The 21,297-nt window shown below is 58.1% G+C and carries 25 protein-coding genes; 13 read left to right on the top strand and 12 right to left on the bottom strand.

What is annotated here, in order from left to right:
• Positions 1 to 54: 54 nt before the first annotated feature.
• On the bottom strand, positions 55 to 1,074 hold the full coding sequence (locus AC2TCY_RS12730) for a TRAP transporter substrate-binding protein (protein WP_480847827.1): 1,020 nt from the start codon (positions 1,072 to 1,074) through the stop codon (positions 55 to 57).
• Between the two features lie 199 nt (positions 1,075 to 1,273).
• Here AC2TCY_RS12730 and paaG point away from each other — a divergent pair, with 199 nt between their 5' ends.
• From paaG to AC2TCY_RS12705, 5 genes are all read left to right on the top strand, one after another.
• Entirely contained in the window at positions 1,274 to 2,059 is a 786-nt protein-coding gene (gene paaG, locus AC2TCY_RS12725; RefSeq protein ID WP_480847826.1) for a 2-(1,2-epoxy-1,2-dihydrophenyl)acetyl-CoA isomerase PaaG, read from the top strand.
• A gap of 1 nt (position 2,060) precedes the next feature.
• The gene (paaI, locus tag AC2TCY_RS12720) at positions 2,061 to 2,495 is read left to right on the top strand and encodes a hydroxyphenylacetyl-CoA thioesterase PaaI (protein ID WP_480847825.1); all 435 of its coding nucleotides are present in this window, start codon (positions 2,061 to 2,063) and stop codon (positions 2,493 to 2,495) included.
• Positions 2,496 to 2,504: 9 nt separating this feature from the next.
• Positions 2,505 to 3,812, top strand: a complete 1,308-nt coding sequence (gene paaK, locus AC2TCY_RS12715; RefSeq protein WP_480847824.1) for a phenylacetate--CoA ligase PaaK — start codon at positions 2,505 to 2,507, stop codon at positions 3,810 to 3,812.
• Between the two features lie 21 nt (positions 3,813 to 3,833).
• Entirely contained in the window at positions 3,834 to 4,430 is a 597-nt protein-coding gene (locus AC2TCY_RS12710; RefSeq protein WP_480847823.1) for a TetR/AcrR family transcriptional regulator, read from the top strand.
• 85 nt (positions 4,431 to 4,515) lie between these two features.
• Positions 4,516 to 4,731, top strand: coding sequence for a hypothetical protein (locus AC2TCY_RS12705; RefSeq protein ID WP_480847822.1), 216 nt, complete (start codon positions 4,516 to 4,518; stop codon positions 4,729 to 4,731).
• A 4-nt stretch (positions 4,732 to 4,735) separates the two neighbouring features.
• Here the strand turns inward: AC2TCY_RS12705 and AC2TCY_RS12700 are convergent, their stop codons facing one another.
• From AC2TCY_RS12700 to AC2TCY_RS12660, 9 genes are all read right to left on the bottom strand, one after another.
• A complete protein-coding gene (locus AC2TCY_RS12700) occupies positions 4,736 to 5,494 on the bottom strand; it encodes a Phenylacetic acid catabolic protein (RefSeq protein WP_480847821.1) in 759 nt (252 codons plus the stop codon).
• A gap of 13 nt (positions 5,495 to 5,507) precedes the next feature.
• Positions 5,508 to 6,581 carry a 2Fe-2S iron-sulfur cluster-binding protein gene (locus AC2TCY_RS12695; RefSeq protein WP_480847820.1) on the bottom strand — a complete coding sequence of 358 codons (1,074 nt, stop codon included), beginning with the start codon at positions 6,579 to 6,581 and terminating at the stop codon, positions 5,508 to 5,510.
• Positions 6,582 to 6,594: 13 nt separating this feature from the next.
• A complete protein-coding gene (gene paaD, locus AC2TCY_RS12690; RefSeq protein ID WP_480847819.1) occupies positions 6,595 to 7,056 on the bottom strand; it encodes a 1,2-phenylacetyl-CoA epoxidase subunit PaaD in 462 nt (153 codons plus the stop codon).
• Between the two features lie 6 nt (positions 7,057 to 7,062).
• A complete protein-coding gene (gene paaC / locus AC2TCY_RS12685) occupies positions 7,063 to 7,821 on the bottom strand; it encodes a 1,2-phenylacetyl-CoA epoxidase subunit PaaC (RefSeq protein ID WP_480847818.1) in 759 nt (252 codons plus the stop codon).
• Positions 7,821 to 8,105 carry a 1,2-phenylacetyl-CoA epoxidase subunit PaaB gene (gene paaB / locus AC2TCY_RS12680; protein WP_054459917.1) on the bottom strand — a complete coding sequence of 95 codons (285 nt, stop codon included), beginning with the start codon at positions 8,103 to 8,105 and terminating at the stop codon, positions 7,821 to 7,823. The genes paaC and paaB overlap by 1 nt, the downstream gene beginning before the upstream one ends.
• 23 nt (positions 8,106 to 8,128) lie before the next feature.
• Positions 8,129 to 9,121 carry a 1,2-phenylacetyl-CoA epoxidase subunit PaaA gene (gene paaA, locus AC2TCY_RS12675; protein ID WP_480847817.1) on the bottom strand — a complete coding sequence of 331 codons (993 nt, stop codon included), beginning with the start codon at positions 9,119 to 9,121 and terminating at the stop codon, positions 8,129 to 8,131.
• Positions 9,122 to 9,136: 15 nt separating this feature from the next.
• Complete coding sequence (pcaF, locus tag AC2TCY_RS12670; RefSeq protein WP_480847816.1) at positions 9,137 to 10,339, bottom strand: 3-oxoadipyl-CoA thiolase; 1,203 nt, start codon at positions 10,337 to 10,339, stop codon at positions 9,137 to 9,139.
• A gap of 233 nt (positions 10,340 to 10,572) precedes the next feature.
• A complete protein-coding gene (locus tag AC2TCY_RS12665; protein ID WP_480847815.1) occupies positions 10,573 to 10,791 on the bottom strand; it encodes a hypothetical protein in 219 nt (72 codons plus the stop codon).
• 40 nt (positions 10,792 to 10,831) lie between these two features.
• Complete coding sequence (locus tag AC2TCY_RS12660; RefSeq protein WP_480847814.1) at positions 10,832 to 11,116, bottom strand: hypothetical protein; 285 nt, start codon at positions 11,114 to 11,116, stop codon at positions 10,832 to 10,834.
• Between the two features lie 371 nt (positions 11,117 to 11,487).
• Here AC2TCY_RS12660 and AC2TCY_RS12655 point away from each other — a divergent pair, with 371 nt between their 5' ends.
• Positions 11,488 to 13,575, top strand: a complete 2,088-nt coding sequence (locus AC2TCY_RS12655; RefSeq protein ID WP_480847813.1) for a 3-hydroxyacyl-CoA dehydrogenase NAD-binding domain-containing protein — start codon at positions 11,488 to 11,490, stop codon at positions 13,573 to 13,575.
• 176 nt (positions 13,576 to 13,751) lie between these two features.
• Here the strand turns inward: AC2TCY_RS12655 and rpe are convergent, their stop codons facing one another.
• On the bottom strand, positions 13,752 to 14,441 hold the full coding sequence (gene rpe / locus AC2TCY_RS12650; RefSeq protein ID WP_480847812.1) for a ribulose-phosphate 3-epimerase: 690 nt from the start codon (positions 14,439 to 14,441) through the stop codon (positions 13,752 to 13,754).
• A gap of 167 nt (positions 14,442 to 14,608) precedes the next feature.
• On the opposite strand from rpe, the gene phnC reads away from it, so the two are divergent.
• The 5 genes from phnC to AC2TCY_RS12625 all read left to right on the top strand — a co-directional run bounded on the left by phnC (position 14,609) and on the right by AC2TCY_RS12625 (position 19,350).
• Positions 14,609 to 15,430, top strand: a complete 822-nt coding sequence (gene phnC, locus AC2TCY_RS12645; RefSeq protein WP_480847811.1) for a phosphonate ABC transporter ATP-binding protein — start codon at positions 14,609 to 14,611, stop codon at positions 15,428 to 15,430.
• Between the two features lie 65 nt (positions 15,431 to 15,495).
• On the top strand, positions 15,496 to 16,398 hold the full coding sequence (gene phnD, locus AC2TCY_RS12640; protein ID WP_480847810.1) for a phosphonate ABC transporter substrate-binding protein: 903 nt from the start codon (positions 15,496 to 15,498) through the stop codon (positions 16,396 to 16,398).
• Positions 16,399 to 16,465: 67 nt separating this feature from the next.
• Positions 16,466 to 17,347: a phosphonate ABC transporter, permease protein PhnE gene (gene phnE, locus AC2TCY_RS12635; RefSeq protein ID WP_480847809.1), complete on the top strand. Its 882-nt coding sequence runs from the start codon at positions 16,466 to 16,468 to the stop codon at positions 17,345 to 17,347.
• Entirely contained in the window at positions 17,344 to 18,711 is a 1,368-nt protein-coding gene (phnE, locus tag AC2TCY_RS12630) for a phosphonate ABC transporter, permease protein PhnE (protein WP_480847808.1), read from the top strand. The genes phnE (AC2TCY_RS12635) and phnE (AC2TCY_RS12630) overlap by 4 nt, the downstream gene beginning before the upstream one ends.
• 24 nt (positions 18,712 to 18,735) lie before the next feature.
• Positions 18,736 to 19,350 (top strand): LbetaH domain-containing protein, encoded by a 615-nt coding sequence (locus AC2TCY_RS12625; RefSeq protein WP_480847807.1) that lies wholly within the window; start codon positions 18,736 to 18,738, stop codon positions 19,348 to 19,350.
• A gap of 97 nt (positions 19,351 to 19,447) precedes the next feature.
• On the opposite strand, the gene phnF is transcribed toward AC2TCY_RS12625, so the two are convergent.
• Entirely contained in the window at positions 19,448 to 20,158 is a 711-nt protein-coding gene (gene phnF, locus AC2TCY_RS12620; RefSeq protein WP_480847806.1) for a phosphonate metabolism transcriptional regulator PhnF, read from the bottom strand.
• 103 nt (positions 20,159 to 20,261) lie between these two features.
• Between phnF and phnG the strand changes: the two genes are divergently transcribed.
• Both phnG and phnH read left to right on the top strand, forming a co-directional pair.
• Positions 20,262 to 20,720: a phosphonate C-P lyase system protein PhnG gene (gene phnG, locus AC2TCY_RS12615; protein ID WP_480847805.1), complete on the top strand. Its 459-nt coding sequence runs from the start codon at positions 20,262 to 20,264 to the stop codon at positions 20,718 to 20,720.
• Positions 20,720 to 21,295 (top strand): phosphonate C-P lyase system protein PhnH, encoded by a 576-nt coding sequence (gene phnH, locus AC2TCY_RS12610; protein WP_480847804.1) that lies wholly within the window; start codon positions 20,720 to 20,722, stop codon positions 21,293 to 21,295. Before phnG ends, phnH begins: the two co-directional genes overlap by 1 nt.
• Positions 21,296 to 21,297: the final 2 nt, after the last annotated feature.

The raw sequence follows: 21,297 nt of genomic DNA, 5'->3' as shown, positions 1-21,297 counted from the left end.
CGGCACCTCGGGCAGTGGTTCGGGGCGGATTTGGCATCCGCCCCGATGCATGGATCAGTTGGAGGACAATTCCGAATTGATCATGTCATAAGCGGCTTGCGCGTCGATACCTGTCGCGTCGACTTCGGCGATGACTTTGCCGCGGATATCTTCTGCAATGACCGAGAACTTCTCGAGATCTGCGTCACTGGCTTCGTTGATGGCGTTGCCCTCTGTGGCTTCGGTCTCCTCACGGCCAATTTCGTCAATCTCATCCCAGATTTTGCCGATTTCACGGCTGAGCGGTTCACCAAAGACGTTTTCATCGAGCGCCTTTTGCAGGTCTTCGGGCAGATCGGCAAAAGTGTCTTCGTTCATGATGAATGCGAACGAACCGCGATAGAGGCCGCCCGGCAGCTCATAGACGTTTTGCGCCACCTCGGTCAGTTTGAAGCCCTTGCGGGATTCAAATGGCATGACCACGCCGTCTGCCGCTTTGGATGCCAAGGTTTCATAAACTTTGGGGGCCGGTACCTGAATGCCTGTCGCACCAAGGGCTGCACCAACGTCGCCACCAACGCCTCCGGGGATACGGACCTTGAGGCCGGAAACCTCATCCAATGTGGTCACAGGAGAGCTGGAATGCAGCTGCGCGGGCCCATGAGTATGCAAGGCGATGACCTTCACGCCGCGATGCTCGTCTGCGGCCTTGAGGTGCGCGTCGTAGGCGCGCCAGTAGGCGACGGATGCCTCTTCAGCGGTTCCTTCGTAACCCGGTAGTTCGATCAGCTTGGTGGTGACAAAGCGGCCCGGCTGATAGCCGTGGAAAATGATCGAAGCGTCTGCCGCACCGTCCATGATCAGGTCCATCTGCGCCGGGGGCGGGGCGATGCCCAGTTTCAGCTCGGCGGTGACCTGCCCGTCGGTGGCCTCTTCGACCATTTCGACAAATTTGGGCCACATCTTTGCGTTGATGCCATGTGTCGGCGGTGCCCAGCTGGAGATTGTCAGGGTGTAGTCGGCAGCAAACGCAACTGTGCCTGATACCGCCAGTGTTGCTGAGGCCAGCAGCGTGGTGAGCTTGGAAAATTTCATGACCGGGTCTCCTCCTCAAAAGCGCAAGTCGTGAACATGTTAATAGTACGTTTTGTAACTATCAACGACGTCAAGGCGGGCCGGGTTTGTTGGCCCAGGGCCTTTGTCCGTGGTCGAGTCACAATCGTCTTAGAATTTATTGACCAACCGTTCGGTTTATGCAAGAAGTTTGTTGAAACTAATGCAAAGAGAATTGGGTATGTCTGATACGATTCTTTCGCACGATAACGGTAATTGGGTCGAAATCACCCTGAACCGTCCGGATCGCCTGAACAGCTTTACCGATGAAATGCATCTGGCATTGCGGGCAGAGCTTGAGTCCGCCCGCGATCGCGGTGCGCGTGCTGTCCTTTTGACCGGGGCGGGACGGGGGTTTTGTGCTGGTCAGGATCTGGGGGATCGCAACCCTGCCACGATGGATGGACCACCTGATCTGGGCTACACCGTTCGCACGTTTTACGCACCGCTTGTGCGGCTGCTTCGGTCTCTGAACTTTCCCGTCGTCTGTGCCGTTAACGGAGTGGCAGCCGGGGCTGGTGCCAATATCGCCTTGGCGTGTGACGTGGTGCTGGCCGCCGAATCCGCCAAATTCATCCAATCGTTTTCCAAGGTTGGTCTGATCCCGGATACCGGTGGCAGCTGGCATTTGCCGCACCTGTTGGGCGAGGCGCGCGCCAAAGGATTGGCATTGACAGGCCAGCCTTTGACGGCGGTGCAAGCTGAACAATGGGGGTTGATCTGGAAAACGATCCCGGATGCCAATTTGATGAGCAAGGCCCGTGCCCTTACCGAGCAATTCGCCAATGGGCCAACCCTGGGTCTTGGGTTGACGAAACAGACTATTCAGGCGGCGGCGACGAATTCCCTGACCGAGCATTTGGAGCTTGAGGCAGACGCCATGAAAACTTGCGGCGAAAGCGCGGACTATGCCGAAGGCGTGACGGCATTTCTGGAAAAACGCGCACCGGTTTTTCAGGGGGAATAAGATGACGCCGAAGGATCGAGCTGAAAAGGCAGCCGCTGCCATGTGGGGGCGGGATAACGCATCAAAATGGGCGGGGATGGAGCTGGCTCACGTTGACGAGGGAACGGCGACACTGACCTTGGACGTTCAGGATCATCACTGCAACGGCCACGGCATCTGCCATGGTGGTGTGACTTTCATGCTGGCCGACAGCGCTTTTGCCTTTGCCTGCAACAGCCGCAACCAGTCCACCGTGGCCCAGCACAACGTGATGAGCTATGTCGCTCCCGCCCGTTCCGGGGACAGCCTGACGGCACTGGCCGCCGAGCAGAGCCTGACACGGCGCAGCGGAATCTACGACGTGACCATAACCAATCAAGACGGCCAGAAGATTGCCGAGTTCCGGGGCTTTTCCCGCTCGGTCGGCGGTGCGGTCTTTGATGAAACCAAAGATTAGGGGGATAGCATGAAGGATCTTACTCCGAACAAGGCGGATCTCGATCCGATTGAGATCGCCTCGGTTGACGAAATCCGGTCACTGCAACTGGACCGGTTGAAGTGGTCGCTTCGCCATGCCTATGACAACGTACCCATGTATCGTCAACGGTGCGACGAAGCAGGTGTCCATCCTGACGACCTGCAATCGCTGAGTGATCTGAGCCGTTTCCCCTTCACATACAAAAATGATCTGCGCGACAATTACCCGTTCGGCTTGTTTGCCGTTCCACGTGAACAGATCATCCGCTTGCACGCTTCGTCGGGGACAACCGGTAAGCCCACTGTCGTGGGATACACGCAGGGCGATATCGACAATTGGGCAGATTTGGTGGCCCGGTCCCTACGGGCCAGTGGATTGCGCCGTGGGGATATGGTGCACAACGCGTACGGCTATGGCCTTTTCACTGGTGGGCTGGGCGCGCATTACGGGATCGAACGCCTGGGTGCCACGGTCGTACCAATGAGTGGCGGTCAGACGTCCAAGCAGGTCAATCTGATCACCGATTTCAAACCGGATGGGATTATGGTGACACCGTCCTATATGCTCAATATTCTCGAGCAATATCATAAGATTGGAATCGACCCGCGCAGCTGCTCTCTGTCAGTAGGGGTTTTCGGGGCCGAGCCCTGGACGGATTCGATGCGAGCCGAGGTTGAGCAAGCCTTCGACATGCACGCGGTTGATATTTACGGACTGTCCGAAATCATGGGTCCGGGCGTGGCCAACGAATGCGTCGAGACCAAGGATGGCCCGGTCATCTGGGAGGATCATTTCTACCCCGAGATCATCGATCCCCAGACAGGTGAAGTGCTGCCAGATGGCGAAATGGGTGAGCTGGTGTTTACCACGCTGACCAAGGAAGGCCTGCCGATGATCCGGTACCGCACGCGCGACCTTACACGGTTGTTGCCGGGCACAGCACGGTCGATGCGGCGGATGGAAAAGATTACAGGGCGGTCAGACGACATGATCATTCTACGCGGCGTGAATGTATTCCCAAGCCAGATCGAAGAACAGGTTCTGGCCACAGGTGGTCTTGCACCCTATTACCAGATCGAACTTTATCGCGCGGGCCGTATGGACGCGATGCGCATTCACGTCGAGGCCACACCGGATGCCGCGGATGAGCTGAGCAAAACCGCCGCTGTGCGCATGCTGACGCGTCGGATCAAGGATGTCGTTGGCATTTCGACCGAGATCAATATAGGCGACCCGGGTGAGGTCGAACGCAGCCAGGGCAAGGCCCGGCGCGTCATCGACAACCGGAATGAATGAAGCAGAGGCGGAGATCACGAATTGGCCCGTACGATAGCAAAAGACCACGACCACAAGCGCGAACGAATTCTGAAGTCGGCCGCGCGCGTCTTTGCGCGTGAAGGCTTCGACAGGGCCTCGATGTCGCAACTGGCGACTGAGTGCGGGATATCCAAGGCCAATATCTACCATTACTACGACAGCAAGGATGCCATCCTGTTCGACATGCTGGAAACTTACCTTCGGCAATTACGAGACGGGATTTGCGGGCTGGACATGCAAGGGCTCAGTGCGCCGGACCGGCTGCGTAAGGCGGTCCGGGAAATCCTGCTGGCATACCAAGGCGTGGATGATGAACACCGGGTGCAGGCCACGGGTCTATCGGCCCTGCCTGCGGACCAGCAAAAGCTGCTGCGCGGTTACCAGCGCGATCTGGTCGTATTTCTGAGTGACATTATCGCCGACATCGCGCCTGATGTATTCAACGACGACGCGGCCAAATTGCAGGCGACGACCATGTCCGTTTTCGGAATGCTGAACTGGTTTTACATGTGGAACAAGGGCGCAGGCTCTGAAGTCCGCAGGGACTACGCTGCGCTTGTGAGTGATTTGACGCTAGACGGTTTGAATGGCCTCTAGGGGCTGACGTAATCGCCCCATTGCACGGATGTGATTTGGTTTTTCCTGCCTTTCGGGATTCAATAGGGCAGGAGGACGGACACCCATGCGCACGCCCGAACGTTTCGACAAGTTCTATTTCGCAAAAGTCGGCCTTGGTGAAGCCTGTGGCTGTGCCGAAAAGGTCATCGACGTCTATGAATTCAACCGACAGGGGGGATCGCCGGTAAAACGTGGGGTGCAGCAGAAAAGACCCAAGCGCCGCTCGCTCAGATCTTTTGCCTTGAAATATGGGCTGATCAGCCGCAGTCGCACGGGCTGACCATTCAGGGGGCGTTCAGGCCCAGCTGTTGCACAGTGCGGGTTGCCTCTGTCGTCCAGCGGGCTTTCAACTCAGAACCGGTCAGGCGGCGCAACCCCAGTTTCCGCAGGGCCTCGGTTTTATCCGGACCGCCGGTGCCAAAGCTGGCTGCCACGCGCGGCCACCAGTAATCAACAGATTCCTGCATCTGCCCGGTATCGCCCTGTTCGGCCAGTTTCGTAGCACCCTCCAATGCCAGCTCACCATGGTGTGCCTCGATCGGGGCGATGGACCGGAATGCTTCGGCCAACGGCTGGTATGAGATCGTCGAGAATTCGGCCAGTTGCTCGGCCACCGCGCGGCTCATCAACAGGTTCATGATCACTGCGTCCGTCCATCCAACGATCGGATAGTTGAAGACTGCAAGTCGCATGTCATGTTCGCTGCGGGTCGCACCGATATCTGCATCCCGGCTCAGGCGGGCGGTCCAGGGATGATGGGTGGCGTATCGCTGCGTATCTGCACCGAATTCTCCCATGATCTTCAGGACGCGATCCGCGTTGTCGATCTTCTCAAGCACGATCTTGGCAGCGGCAATACGTTCTTTGATGCCCGGACCCTGGTTGATGATATCGGCAAATCCGGCTGCACCGGCAAGTTCGCTGTCGACAAAAGTCGCCATCAGCTTCATCAGCTCGGCACGATAGCGGGGCGGGACATTGGTCGGATTGGTCAATACGCCGCCAGCCGCCAGATAGCTGTCGAGTGTCATGTCTTCGGCCATTGGTCCTCTCCCTTTACTGATCGTAGTCGACGACAACGCGGTCGGTCACGGCGTAGGCCTGACAGCTCAGGACATACCCTTTTTCAACCTCGTAGTCTTCAAGCGCGTGGTTGGCGACCATTTCGACTTCACCCTCGATCACCCGGCAGCGACAGGTCGAGCAGACCCCGGCCTTGCAGGCATAGGGCGCGTCCATCGCGTTTTCCAGGGCGGCCTCCAGTATGGATTGATCTTTGGGCAGCGTAATTGTCTGGGTCGATCCATCCAGGGTAATGGACGCCTTCGTCTGATTGGCCTGTGTCCCCGCGTCTGCTGCAATCGCTGTGCGCTTGGCACGGCCGGGTTGGGCGCTTGCGAAGAGTTCGAACTTGATCTGACTGTCGCCCAGCCCGTGTTCCCGCAGGGCTGCCGCAATACCCAGCATCATCGGTTCGGGGCCGCAGATAAAGGCGGTGTCCACGTTCTTGATGTCGATCCAGTGCTTGAACAGTTCAGCACATTTTTCCTGTGTGACCAGCCCGGTAAACAGGTCGATTTCCTGTGCGTCGGTTTCCAGAATATGGATTACGTTCAGACGCCCCATATAGAGGTTTTTCAGATCCTCCAGTTCCTCACGGAACATGATCGTGTTGATGCCCTTGTTGGCATAGATCAGTGTGAATTGAGAATTGGGTTCGCGCGCCAGCGTCGTTCTCAGAATGGACAGTACCGGCGTGATGCCCGATCCACCGGCGAAGCCCAGATATTGTTTTTCTGACAATGGGTCGATTGGTGTGTGGAAACTGCCCATCGGCGGCATGGCCTGCACAACGTCGCCGACTTTGAGATCCGAGTTGGCCCAGCTTGAAAAGGCCCCGCCATCTACCCGTTTGATCCCGACTTGCAGAACGCCGTCGTCCTTACCTGCGCAAATCGAATATGAACGGCGCAGTTCTTCGCCGTCAAAGTGCCTGCGGAAGGTCAGGTATTGGCCGGCGACGAAATCAAACTGATCCGCAGCCCCGTTTTCCGGTTTCAGGGTCACGACCACCGCATCGCGGATAGTCTTGTGGATGTCGGTAACTTTCAGGTCATGGAAGCGTGCCATCCGGTGCTCCTCCTCAGATGCACTTGAAATAGTCAAAAGGTTCCAGGCAGTCGGTGCAGCGCCAGTGCGCTTTGCACGGGGTCGAGCCGAATTGGCTGACCTTTTCAACCGCCTTGCTGTCGCAGCGCGGGCAACGGCTTGGTCCACCCGCAGGCTGCGGGGGGGCGATGCCGAATTCTTCCAGCTTTTCACGGCCCTTGTCGCTCAGCCAATCGGTCGTCCAGGCGGGCGAGATACTGGTCTTGATGCGGATATCGTCAATGCCATGACTGCGCAGAGCCGTTTCGATATCCATACTGATGACGGATGTTGCCGGGCAGCCGGAGTAGGTCGGCGTAACCGTGACCATCAATGTGCCGTCATTCCACTGCACATCGCGCACAATACCCAGATCGACGACCGAGATCACCGGGATCTCAGGGTCAGGAACGGCGTCCAGCCATTTCCAGACCTGATTTGTCGAGGCGCGCGACATCTGCCGTTACCACGTTGCGCCGGGATAGGCGCGCTGCAGCCACTGCATCTGGGTCAGCAGGTGGCCCAGATGTTCGGTGTGCATCCGCCCATCACGCCCGCCTTTGTGGGCGAAGCGGCTATCCGGGATGGTTAGGGTCGCCTCGGTAAAAACCCGTTCGATCAGGGCGTCATATTCTTCGCGGAGATCGGCCGGATTCGGCGCTATACCTGCTGCAACCATTTCAGCATCGACGTCGTCGCTCGCAAACATCTCGCCCACGTAGGGCCAGAGGTAGTCCAGCGCCTCTTGCATCCTGACGTGGCTTTCTTCGGTTCCGTCTCCGAGCCCAACGACAGTGTCACCCGAGCGTTCGAGGTGGTAGGCAACCTCTTTGCTGGCTTTCGCTGCGATGGCCGCGACGCGTTCGTCCGAGGAAGTCATCAGATGCCCCAGCATGACTGAATGCCACGCATCGAACAGGAATTGACGCATCAACGTGCGGCCAAAGTCGCCATTAGGAACCTCGACCAGCAAGGCATTGCGGAAATCCCAGGCGTCGCGCAGAAACGCCAGATCATCGGCGCTTTTGCCGCCCTCGATCTCACCCGCAAGGCCCAGCCACATCTGTGTCTGACCGATCAGATCCAGTGCGGTGTTGGCAAGCGCGATGTCCTCCTCCAACACGGGTGAGTGACCGCACCACTCGCTGACGCGATGGCCGAGGATCAGAGTGTTGTCCCCCATTCTCAGCAGAAACTGCAGGAAAGCCTCGTCGCGGGTCATCACATCGCCCCCACTTCGTCAGGGATGTCGAAGAATGTCGGATGGCGGTACACCTTGCTTTCGCTGGGTTCGTACAGCGGACCCTTGTCGCTGGGTGATGAAGCCGCGATGTTGTTGGCCTCGACGACCCAAATCGACACGCCTTCGTTGCGACGCGTATAGACATCGCGAGCGTTCTTGATGGCCATTTCGGCGTCAGGTGCGTGCAGCGAACCGACGTGGCGGTGGCTCATACCGTGCTGACCGCGGATAAAGATTTCCCACAGGGGCCATTCGTTTTTCATGCGTGTTCCTCCTCAGGGTAGGCTTACTCTGCAGCCATGTTTCCGGTGCGTTTCTTGCGGGCGTGGGCCAGCAGTCCGTCACGGACCCATTTGCCGTCGTCCCAGGCCTTGTTGCGCGCCGCCAGTCGGTCGACGTTGCAGGGGCCGTTGCCCTTTATGACGTCGAAAAATTCTGACCAGTCGGGGTCGGTATAGTCGTAGTGTCCGCGCTCCTCGTTCCACTTCAGGTCGGGATCGGGGATCGTCAGACCCAGATATTCAGCTTGTGGCACGGTCTGATCTACGAACTTCTGACGTAGTTCGTCATTGGTGTTGATCTTGATCTTCCAAGCCATGGATTGCGCCGAATGGACACTTTCCTTGTCGGATGGTCCGAACATCATCAGGGACGGATACCAAAGCCGGTTCATCGCATCCTGCGCCATCTTCTTCTGTTCTGGCGTGCCTTCAGCCATTTTGCGGATCGCGTCATACCCCTGCCGTTGATGAAAGCTCTCTTCTTTGCAGATCCGGATCATGGCGCGGGAGTATGGTCCGAAGGACGTCCTCTGCAGCGGAACCTGGTTCATGATTGCCGCACCGTCGACCAACCATCCAACTGCACCAATGTCCGCCCAGTTCAGTGTCGGATAGTTGAAGATCGACGAGTATTTCATGCGACCATCCAGCAGCATCTCGGTGATCTCGTCGCGGCTGACGCCCAGAGTTTCCGCCGCGCAATAAAGGTAGAGCCCGTGTCCGGCCTCGTCCTGCACCTTGGCCAGCAGGATCGCCTTGCGCTCCAAAGTGGGCGCGCGGGTGATCCAGTTTCCCTCGGGCAGTTGCCCGACGATCTCGGAATGCGCGTGCTGGCCGATCTGGCGGATCAGCGTCGCGCGGTAATCGTCAGGCATCCAGTCTTTGGGCTCGATTTTGATATCAGCGTCGATCTTGTCCTGAAAGGCACGTTCCTGCTCGGTCATTTCCTCGCGGGATTTCACGCCTGTTCCGGCCGTTTTGATCATCTGAGCATACATGTCGGGTCTCCTCCCTTACACGCGTTCAAGAATAAGTGCGGCACCCTGGCCTACGCCCACGCACATGGTGCACAGCGCATAGCGACCACCGGTGCGGCGCAACTGATAAGCTGCTGTCATCACCAGCCGAGCGCCGGACATGCCAAGCGGGTGACCGATGGCAATCGCTCCGCCATTCGGGTTCACATGAGGTGCGTCGTCAGGCACACCCAATTCGCGCAGCGTGGCCAGACCTTGCGAGGCAAATGCCTCGTTCAATTCTACCACATCCATCTGTTCTATGCTTAACCCGGCGCGCTCCAACACCTTGCGGCTGGCCGGAACCGGACCAATCCCCATAATACGGGGTTCGACGCCTGCGACGGACATACCTACGACGCGTGCAATCGGGGTAAGCCCATTTTTGGCCGCAGTGGCTTCGTTTGCCAGAAGGATGGCCGCCGCACCATCATTTACACCCGATGCGTTTCCGGCGGTGACCGTCTTGTCCGGGCCGTTGATCGCTTTGAGTCCGGAGAGCTTTGCGGCGGTTGTGCCCGGGCGGGGATGCTCGTCCGTATCTACGACGATCGGGTCACCCTTGCGTTGGGGGATTGTGACCGGGGTGATCTCCTCCTGAAACACCCCGGTCTGGTGCGCCGCGGCCCAGCGGGCCTGGCTGCGTTCGGCAAAAGCATCCTGATCTTCGCGGCTGATGCCATAAGCTTCCGCTACGTTATCTGCGGTTTCGGGCATCGAGTCGATACCAAATTTCCGCTGCATCTCAGGGTTCACGAACCGCCAGCCAATTGTGGTGTCGTATACGGCGTTTGCCCGCGAAAACGCCGACGTTGCCTTTGGCATTACAAACGGCGCGCGCGACATACTTTCGACGCCGCCGGCGATAGCCATGTCGTAGTCTCTGGCCTTGATTGCCCGCGCAGCCATGCCAACGGCATCCATACCGCTGGCGCAAAGCCTGTTAAGTGTTGTTCCCGGCACTTCCACCGGCAGCCCGGCCAGCAGCGCGGCCATACGTGCTACATTGCGGTTGCTTTCACCTGCCTGATTGGCGTCGCCATAGATGACATCGTCCACGCTTGCCCAATCGACCTGCGGGTTCCGCGCCATCAGAGCGGCCATCGGAATGGCGGCCAGATCATCGGTTCGAACCGTGCTTAGGCTTCCGCCGTAACGCCCGATGGGCGTCCGCTGAGCGTCGCAGATAAAGGCATCCATGGATCGAACTCTCCTCTATTGTGTCAGCAACAATAATTGACCGATGGGTCGGTTAATAGACTCGCGTGCGATTCGTGGCAAGAAAAATGTAACGAGAATTAATCGATCAGAGGAAAGCTGTAACATATTACGGCGGTCAAAGAAAAAGCCCGCAGAATTGCGGGCCTGTCACGACGATCAGATGATTGAGGCGATTTCAGGCCAACCCGGTCAGAGGTGCCTTAGCACAGAACTTAGATTACGTCGGCCATGACGAGACGAATGATGTCTTTTCGATCTATGCCGCGCGTAGCCAGATCAGCATCGCTCAGGGACCACAGCATTTGCACTTTGCGCGTCTTGACGCGAGCCTCACCAATCTCGGCCAATGCGGCGCAAATGCCTTTGGCAATGTCTGCGACAACTGCGATCAGCGACTGTAGGGCAGGGCGTTGGCTTGTGGACTGGCGCATTGATCCATCTTTCCATCGAGGATTTCATCACACGCGTTTATTACGCAAGTTGGCAGCTCTCAGCCATACAGTTTTCGGCATAGCCGTTGTGCAGCCAGCGCAAATCGGAAAAGGGCTGACCCAAGGGTCGACAGTCATGCATTGGGCATCTCTTCAAACCATCGCGAAGATGCGGGCTGATCTGCCCGACCCGCCGGCGTGTGGGCGCCCCTACGATCAGAGTGGCACGGCTGGATGGAACCTTGTCTAGATTTGCCAGATTCTCGATCCCCGGTTGACCAAAGTAGGTCGGGAAGTCGGCGTCGTAGACGTGGGTCGTGTCCATGAACGCTCCGCGGCCACCGCAGCCCCGGCTTTGAAGAATGACCTGCGAGACAGCATTTGGTCTTTCACTGAATTTATGACGCAGATATCGCACATGGTATTTCCCCCTGTTTGTTTCTCGGCGAAACAGACAGTTCAACCCTGACCCCAAAAGGCTGTAACTTACTTGACCTGGTCCAGATCAATTTAAGGCGTATGCGCTAGGTCACGGATAAAATATTTTCCAATTTTCGGTGTTTATCGAAAAACCGAACGTTTAGTCGGTAAATGGGCTTGAATACGGTCGAGACCCGGTTAGTCTTCGGGCGCGCTTCCTTTCAAGGCATTGAATGGGCGCGCCGAATGCATCAATCGAGTGGGAGGATGAACCGGATGTCCCAGGTAGTCGGATATGAAAAGGTCGGGGACATCGCTGTTCTTGCGGCGCAGAACCCGCCGGTAAACGCACTGGGTGTTGATGTGCGGCGGGGCCTGTTGGCTGGCATCGAACGCGCCGAAGCCGAGGAAGCGCGCGCTGTGCTGATTTATGGAACCGGCCGGACATATTTCGCGGGCGCCGACATCCGCGAATTTGGCAAACCTCCGCAAGACCCGTGGCTTCCCGCGCTGTGCGACCGTATCGAGGCATCGCCCCTGTTGATTGTCTCGGCGATGCATGGAACCGCGCTGGGAGGGGGGCTCGAGGTCGCATTGTCCTGTCATTACCGCATTGCCGTGCCCTCGGCCAAAATTGGACTGCCCGAGGTGAACTTGGGTATTATCCCTGGCGCCGGCGGGACCCAACGCCTGCCGCGCGTAACTGGTGTTCAGGCAGCGTTGGACATGATCACGACAGGCCGCCATGTATCCGCGTCTGAGGCGTTGAAAATGGGGGTGTTGGATAAGGTTCAGGAGGGTGATCCGCGCCAGATCGGCCTGGAATACGTGACGGAGTTGCTGGGAAACAAAGCACCGCGCCGCCCGATTTGCGATATGCCTAGTCCGGAACCAATTGACTTTGATGCGGCCTATGATGGCGTGCTGAAAAAGGGGCGTGGTCAGCTCTCTCCGGCTATTGCCGTGCGGGCGGTGCAGGCTGCGAGCGAGTCGGATAGCTTTGCGGCGGGTCTGGCGCGTGAGCGTGAACTGTTCATGGAGCTGATGGCGTCCGACCAACGTAAGGGTCTGATCCATGCCTTTTTTGCGGAACGCGCGGTTTCGAAGCTGCCAGAACTGAAGGACGTTGAAGCTAGGGAACTGCATCAGGTCGGCGTTGTGGGCGGCGGCACGATGGGTGCTGGAATTGCTACATCTGCCCTTTTGGCCGGGTTGCAGGTGATACTGCTAGAGATGTCTGAGGATGCCGCTCAGGTAGCAAAGAACCGGATTGCCTTAAATCTCGGCGGGGCGGTCAAGCGCGGTAAACTGAGCCAGAGTGAGCAGGATGAAATTCTTGGCAGCAAGTTGACGCTCGCGACTGATTATGAAGCATTGAGTACTGCCGATCTGGTGATCGAAGCTGTGTTCGAAGACATGGAGGTCAAAAAGCAGGTCTTTGTCAGTCTGGATGCAGTCTGCAAAGACGGTGCGATTCTGGCGACCAACACTTCCTATCTGGACATCAACGAGATCGCGAATGCGACCCGGCGTCCCGGCGATGTGATCGGATTGCATTTTTTCTCTCCTGCCCATGTGATGAAACTGCTCGAAATTGTTGTGGCCGATCAAACCCTGCCCGATGTGGTTGCGACGGGTTTTGCACTGGGGCGCAGACTGAGAAAGGTGTCCGTGCGGGCCGGCGTGTGCGACGGCTTCATCGGGAACCGCATCCTGAACGCTTACCGCTCCTGCGCCGATCACATAGTGCTGGACGGAGCAAGCCCCTTTCAGATTGACAAGGCCCTGACCGATTTCGGATTTGCGATGGGGCCATTTGCGGTATCGGATCTGGCCGGGTTGGACATCGGCTGGGCGGCGCGCAAACGCAAGCGAGCTGCAGGGCTTGATGCCCGGGCGCGCGACAGCTCATACGCGGATAAGCTGTGTGAGGCCGGGCATTTCGGGCAGAAGACCGGCAAAGGTTACTACATATACGAGCCGGGCAGGCGTGGAGGAGTGCCAAACCCCGAAGTTATGCCTTTGGTCGAAGCTGACCGTGCGGCGCAAGGGATAACTCCGCGCGTTTTCTCGGACGAAGAGATTGTGCGCCGCTACATGACTGCGATGGCCAATGAAGCAGCCAAGGTGGTTGGCGAAGGCATCGCCCGCCGCCCATTGGATGTGGATGTGGTTCTACTCTATGGTTACGGGTTCCCGCGGTATTGGGGCGGGCCACTGAAATGGGCGGATATTCGCGGCTTGCCAGAGGTTCTGTCCGATATTCGGGCGTGGTCAGAGGAGGACGATTATTTCTGGCAGCCTGCACCGATGCTCGAAAAGTTGGTCGCCGAGGGTCGCTGTTTCGAAGATCTGAACAGATAGCCCAAGCGTCAGTTTTAAACGGACTGCATCAAGCAAAATAGCTTTGCCTCCGCGCGACATCGGCTTTGCCAATACCGCTAGCGGCTTTAAGCCCGGCATCGCGCGCAACGCGATGCCGGGCTCAACAGGAGGAAGTGTTACAGTAGGAACACTGACGACTGGTGACAGCGTTTTAGTTAGGTCAACGCGCCCTCGGCCGCTTCACGAACTGCGCGGATGTTTTCACCATAGACTTCAGGGTTGCCCACGGATCCGCCTTTGAAGACAGCCGAGCCTGCGACCAGCACATCTGCTCCGGCTGCGGCGACCAAGGGCGCAGTTTTGGGGTCCACGCCGCCATCGATCTCAATATGGATGGGGCGATCCCCAATCATCTGACGCAGGCGGCGAATTTTGCTTGTCATGTCGATGAACTTCTGACCGCCAAATCCGGGATTCACGGTCATCACGCAGACCAGATCGGTCAAATCAAGCAGATGCTCGACTGCCTCAGCCGGAGTGCCCGGGTTCAGTGCGACACCGGCCTTCATTCCGGCAGCGCGGATCGCTTGCAGAGTTCGGTGGGTGTGTGGCCCTGCCTCGACATGGGCTGTCAGGATGTCGGCACCTGCGTCAGCATACGCCTGAATATAGGGATCGACCGGCGTGATCATCAGGTGTACGTCCATCACGGTTTTGACATGCGGGCGGAAGGCTTTGACCGCCGGGGGGCCAAAAGTGAGGTTTGGCACAAAATGCCCGTCCATCACGTCCACATGAACCCAATCCGCCCCTTGTGCCTCGATGGCCTGAATCTCCTGTCCGAAGTTGGCGAAATCGGCAGAAAGGATTGAAGGGGCGATCTTGATCTTGCGGTCAAAGCTCATGGCTGGCCTCATATGAGAAACACTGTTGAGGCGCATATATCCGCGACGCGCGGCAAAGTGTAGGCCCTATGGTCTACCCGTGCACGTTTACAAAACTTTCACTGAACCGACACACAGCCGTTGAACGGCTTCTGTAGCTGACCGCCAACAAGAAGTGGGGGTGGCACGTGCTGCGCGTAGATAAGCTAACCAAACGATTTGGGGAAAACGTGGCCGTGGATGCCGCGACACTGGATGTCGATAAACCCTGCATGATCGGCATCATTGGCCGTTCGGGCGCAGGCAAATCGACACTCTTGCGAATGATCAACCGCCTGACGGATTCGAGCAACGGTAAGATCCTGTATGAAAATCGCGACGTGACCCAGCTCAAAGGTCGGGACAAACGCGCTTGGCAGGCGGATTGCGCGATGATTTTTCAGCAGTTCAATCTGGTTCCGCGTATGGATGTGGTATCGAACGTGCTGCATGGCACGCTGAACCGTCACTCGACCCTGGCCACCATGTTCAACCTGTTCCCGATGGAGGACATCCATCGGGCCATCGATATTCTGGATCGTCTGGGTATCGCGGAACACGCACCGAAACGGGCCGAAGCTTTATCGGGCGGTCAGCAGCAGCGTGTCGCAATTGCACGTGCCCTGATGCAGGACCCGAAGATCATTTTGGCGGATGAGCCCATTGCCTCGCTGGACCCTATGAATGCGCAAGTTGTGATGCAGGCGCTGCGCCGCATCAATGAAGAGGACGGGCGTACCGTCATCGCCAACCTGCACACGCTGGATACCGCGCGCCGGTATTGCGACCGCGTGGTCGGCATGCGTGACGGGCGCATCGTGTTCGACGGGCTGCCCGAACAACTGACCACTGGTGTCGCCCGCGAAATCTACGGCGCCGATGCCAATTTCTCGGAAGAGGCGACATCGACCGAGATCGACACGCTCGACGCGACCCAAAAAGCCCTGATGGAAGCAGAGGCCACCATCTGAGCCATACCAAACCCTTTCATCGACCGGCCGATGAAAGGCCGGCACATCAAACCGGAGAGAGACAGATGAAAAAACTAATTGCCGCCCTTGTTGCGACCACTGCCATGGCCGCGCCCGCAATGGCTCAGGACATCAGCGAATTTCGCATCGGTATTCTGGGTGGAGAAAACGCTCAGGACCGTCTGAACAACAACGAATGCTTGCGCGAATATACGGAAGAGACGCTGGGCGTTGAAACCAAGCTGTTTGCCCCTGCCGATTATAACGGCGTGATTCAGGGCCTGCTGGGCGGCACTATCGACATGGCGTGGCTGGGCGCGTCAGGCTATGCGAAAACCTATCTGTCAGACCCTGAAGCCGTCGAGCCGGTTCTGGTCAAGGTGAACGTTGATGGTGGGTATGGCTACTACTCGATCGGCTTCGCCCGCAAAGACAGCGGTATCGCCTCGCTGGACGACATGAAGGGTAAGACTTTCGGCTTCGGCGACCCGAATTCGACCTCGGGTTACCTGATCCCTTCGATTGAAATCCCGCAGGCCACCGGCGCGACCATGGATTCGGGTGACTACTTCGGCGAAGTGAAGTTCACCGGCGGTCACGAGCAGACCATTGTGGCCGTGAACAACGGTGATGTTGACGGTGGTGTGACCTGGGCTGATGGTTTGGGCAACTGGGAAGACGGCTTCAACTCGGGTGCTCTGCGCCGCGCGGTTGATGCGGGTCTGGTCGACATGAACGATCTGGTCATGATCTGGCAGTCGCAGCCGATCCCCGAAGGTCCTGTCGTTCTGCGCACTGCGTTGCCTGCAGACGTCAAAGAAAAGATGACCGCGCTGATGGCCGGTCTGCACGAGAAGGACAATGACTGCTTCTACGGTGTGGCCGCAGGTGAAGCGAAAGCGTTCGAGCCGATCACGCACGACGCCTACGAAATCATCATCGAAGCGCGCAAGCTGAAATCCAACTAAGCCTGCACATCCAATGATCGGGGTCCAGTGCCGAACCGGACCCCGGTTTTCCCCTCAGGAGCATTCCATGACAGACCTGACTGCAGGGCCCCAAAGCGTCGATCAGATCCGCGACAAATACACAGCGATGACACGACGCAAAAGGGTCTATGGTGGCATCCTCCTGATCCTGTTCGTTGCGCTGATGGCGGCGGGATTCCGCACCGCCGACGCCCGCAACGCAGGCAGCTTTATTGATGGCTGGCATCGCATTCTGGACTACCCGTCCGAAGTGCTTGCAGAAGCATGGGAAAAGATCGCCGAGATGCCCTCGCATCTGGTCACGTTCTTCCCGGCGCTGGTCGAGACACTGAATATCGCAGCGGCTGCGACCTTGGTCGGTACAATCGTGGGTACGTTTCTGGCGCTGATGTCGACGCGCGGCATGGCGCAGTGGCCTTCGCTAATCCCTGTCTTCCGCCGTATCTCGGATATCTTTCGCGCCATCCCGGAAATCGTAATTGCGCTGGTTCTGATCTTCATTCTGGGCGGAGGCCCGATCCCGGCAATGATCGCCATTGCCATTCACACGGCGGGCGCTCTGGGAAAGCTGTTCTCGGAAGTAAACGAAAACGCCTCGCTTAAGCCGGTTGAGGGGTTGCATTCAGTGGGCGCAAACTGGTCCCAGCGCATGTATCTGGGCGTGATCCCGCAGGTCGGGCCAAACTATGTGAGCTATGCGTTGCTGCGGTTCGAGATCAACATTCGCGCCTCGGCCATTCTGGGGTTCGTCGGCGCGGGCGGACTGGGCTACGAGTTGCGCAACGCCATGTCCTGGGGGCAGGGGCGCTACGATGAGGCCGCAGCCATTTTCATCCTGCTTTTCGTCACAATTGTCGTCGTAGATCAGCTGTCCGGTTATCTGCGCGACCGTCTGACCCATGGGTCGGAAAAAGGAGCCTCGGCATGAGTACCTTTGCGACCGACCTGTCCATTAACGAGCTCAAGGCCGAGGCCGATCACCTGTTCAGCCGCAAGCGGATCGTGAATTTTGGATTGCCGGGTCTGGTTCTTGTCTATCTGATCTACGTCTTCTTTGCCTTCGACGTGCCCGGCCTGACCGAACGTGTCAATTGGGACAACGGCAAGACGCTTGTATCGGACAGTTACAGCTTTAAAACGCATGTGACGCGGGACAATCGCAAGGGCGAAGTGTCCGTTGCCATCGAGGGAGAGCGCAAAGGGGCCTATCCCGACGGAACCGCACCCGAATGGGTGGCGCTGGGCGAGACCACCGTGATCGATCTGGAAGGAGGTCATGAAGTGCGGTTTGGGCCCGAGACTGTCGAATACGACATTCCCGGTTATGGCACCGTGCGCGCCACGCCCAGTCGGTCCGCAGGTGTGCAGGCCGACTTGCCAGCGGGGGACGTGCCCGACTGGATCAACGTTTCAAAGAACCGTCTGGCCATCACCACGGATGCGGGCCGCCTGACCGTGACGCGTAACCGGTCAGAAGTATTCCGTTACTTTGCTGGGTGGGAGCTGTTCTGGTTCACGCTCGACAGCCCCTATTACGGCAAGTCCTTTCCTGAACTGGTAGGACGTGCGGCATCGGGTGAAGCCGGAGCGATCTTTAACGATTTCTGGACCAACAAGATGTGGCGGCACCAGGACGTGGCCTGGGCAATCTTCGAAACAATCCTGATGGCGTTCCTCGGAACGCTCGGTGCCGGCATGATCGCGCTGCCGCTGGCCTTTCTGGCAACGCGCAACTTCAACCCGCTGCGGTCGGTGCGGTTTGCGACCCGCCGGGTATTCGATTTCGTGCGCGGTGTAGATGCGCTGATCTGGACCGTCGTTCTGGCCCGTGCCTTCGGGCCTGGCCCTCTGACCGGCGCGCTGGCCATTCTGGTGACGGACACCGGCACCTTCGGCAAGATCTTCTCTGAGGCGCTGGAAAACGTAGACCAGAAACAGATCGAGGGCGTTCAGTCTACGGGAGCGAACGCACCGCAACGGTACCGTTTTGGTGTGATCCCACAGATCACTCCGGTCCTGCTGAGCCAGCTTCTGTATTTCCTCGAATCCAACACCCGCAGCGCAACCGTGATCGGTGCGATCACCGGTGGTGGGATCGGTTTGCTGCTGACGCAAGCGATCATCACCCAGAAAGACTGGGAGGAAGTGGCCTATTACATCGTCCTGATCATCCTGATGGTGATGTTGATGGATTGGTTCTCGGGCTGGCTGCGCAAGCGTCTTATCCAGGGCGAGGCCGGTAAAAAGCGCAAGCTGCGGGACACCAAGGCCAAGTCATTCCTGCTGCCGTGAACTCAGAACAAGGACAAATTAACCATGGCGCGACTGCGTTCCGACCAGCCGTTCATCCATCCCGATTGCCAGATCAGCGGCAGCACCTTCGGAGAATATGTCGAGATTGGAGCTGGAACGCGGGTCGCGAACTCCAGGTTTGGTGACTATTCCTATTGTGACCGGACTTGCGACATCGCCAATGCCCGGATTGGAAAGTTCGCCAATATCGCCAGCTACACGCGGATCGGGGCGACTGATCATCCGATGGAGAAGGCCTCGCTACATCATTTTCACTATCGCTCTGCCGACTATTGGGATGATGCTGAGGATGATGCCGACTGGTTTGCCCACCGTGCTGGACGCACAGCTTTTATCGGCCATGACACCTGGATCGGGCACGCGGCCATCATCAAGCCCGAAGTAACCATCGGCCATGGCGCGGTGGTTGCGTCGGGGGCGATCGTGACCAAGGACGTGCCGCCTTACACCATCGTCGCCGGAGTGACCGCTAAGGTAGTCCGCCGCCGTTTCCCTGACCGTATTGCAGAGCGCATGACGGCACTGGCCTGGTGGGATTGGGGCAATGCGCAGCTACGTGCCGCCCTGCCAGACTTTCGCGCGCTGCAGGCTGAGGCGTTTCTGGAGAAATACGAGTAGCACTGGTTGATCGAGCAGCGGGCGCTCGCGCCCGCTGCGCCCAATGGAGTGAGGCCTCCGGCGGTAGGTCGAAAACCGGCGGGAGCGCTTCTGGGTGTCAGGTATCGCTGATGGTCAGGGTCACACGCTCGCCCGCAAATACGGTCTTGCCATATTCAACCGGCCGCCCGTCCGGGTCAGCATTGATACCGACAGAATGCAAAACCGGAGCCCCTTCGCTCAGGTTCAAGTGCAAGGCCTGCGTGGCAGTGGCTGCGCGAGCCGTTAGACGCGTGGATGCCCGTACATAGTCCTCAACACCGCACCGCTGCAGGGCCTTTGTGACAGATTGTGTTTCAGTCAGGGTCTGCAGGATGTCCGGGAAGCGGATCGCCGGAAAACAGCTTTGAAACACAGCCACCGGCTGACCATCGGCAAGGGACAAGCCGTCATAGACATGAACGGGGTTGCCGGGGTTCAGCTCAAGCGCTTCTGCCTCTGTCTCGTCTGCGGCTCGTGTCGTCAGGGACAGTATTCGCTTGCCCGGGATCTTGCCGCTGGCTGAAATGCTCTTGTGATATCTGACCCGTTTGCCAATCGGATAATCCGTGGGCTGCGCAGTCACAAATACCCCTGCGCCGCGCCGAGCGAGGACCAAGCCCTGATTGGCTAGTTCTGCCAGAGCGCGTCGGACAGTATGGCGGTTAACCCCATGTTTTGCGGCTAACTGCGCCTCGGTCGGCAGGCGATCCCCGGTTCCGTAGCGACCCTCCGCAATGTCCGAGGTTAGGCTCAGAGCGATGCTTTTCCAGACAGGCGTTTTGTTCATGTCACTAAAACTTCATGGAATCATGGATTGCGGGACGTGATCGTAAGAGGTAGTATTTGTCTAGTTGTATAGTTCATGCAGACAACCGCGACAAGGGCTTTCGATGACAGATCAGACAAAAAACGATACCGCCGCGCGGCAGGAATGGATGGGGCTGTTGGCACGTGCTCCTGAACAGGCGGTCATGAAGCTTTGGGCCGGAGTTGCGGATAGACCGTCATTCGAGTGGTTGCGCAAACCGGAAATCGGCGGCGTGATGGTGCGCGGTCGAACAGGTGCGACAGGTGCGCCATTCAACCTCGGAGAAATGACAGTAACGCGCTGTTCGCTGGTACTTCCGGACGGCACCGTTGGTCACGGCTATGTCCAGGGCCGTTCAAAGCCCAAGGCCGAGACGGCGGCAATAGTTGATGCGCTGATGCAGACCGGGGCTGAGAATGCGATCCGCGACGCTGTGATCGAGCCTTTGAAGCAGCAGATAAATGCAACCCAGACAGCTCGGGCTGCGAAGGCGGCGGCAACCAAGGTGGAGTTTTTCACGATGGTTCGGGGAGAGGATTGATGGCTGCGCAAACGCCTTACACTGGTGGATTTCAGGATGCCCCCTGCGACGCTGCTATTGCATTTCGCGCGGCGATGACCGTCATGGCTCGACCGGGTGAAATCCGGTCTTTGAAGGGGTGCGAGCCTCCGGTACCCCTGTCCGTTGCTGCCGGCGCTTTGCTGCTGACGTTGTGCGATGCGGATACCGGAGTTTACCTGGCGGGCAAAGTTAATACAGCGTCTGTGCGTCAGTGGCTGACTTTCCACACGAGCGCACCGATTGTTGGCCCAGCCCAAGCTGACTTTGCCGTTGGAACTTGGACAGACCTGGTGCCCCTGCACGACTATCGCATTGGCACACCAGAATACCCCGACCGCTCTGCCACGCTGATCGTCGAATGTGACGTCTTGCAACGTCATGGCACTGTGCTGAGAGGGCCGGGCATAAAGAATTCGGCAAAACTCTCGCTGCCGGATGTTGCAGCGCTGCAAGGTAATGCGAGGCTCTATCCGCTGGGTTGCGATTTCTTTTTCACAAGCTGTGATCAGGTTGCGGCTTTGCCGCGCAGCACGCAGATCGAAGTGGAGGGCTAGAG

The sequence above is a fragment of the Ruegeria sp. HKCCD7181 genome (assembly GCF_057221055.1).
This window is presented reverse-complemented; position numbering and strand designations above follow the sequence as displayed.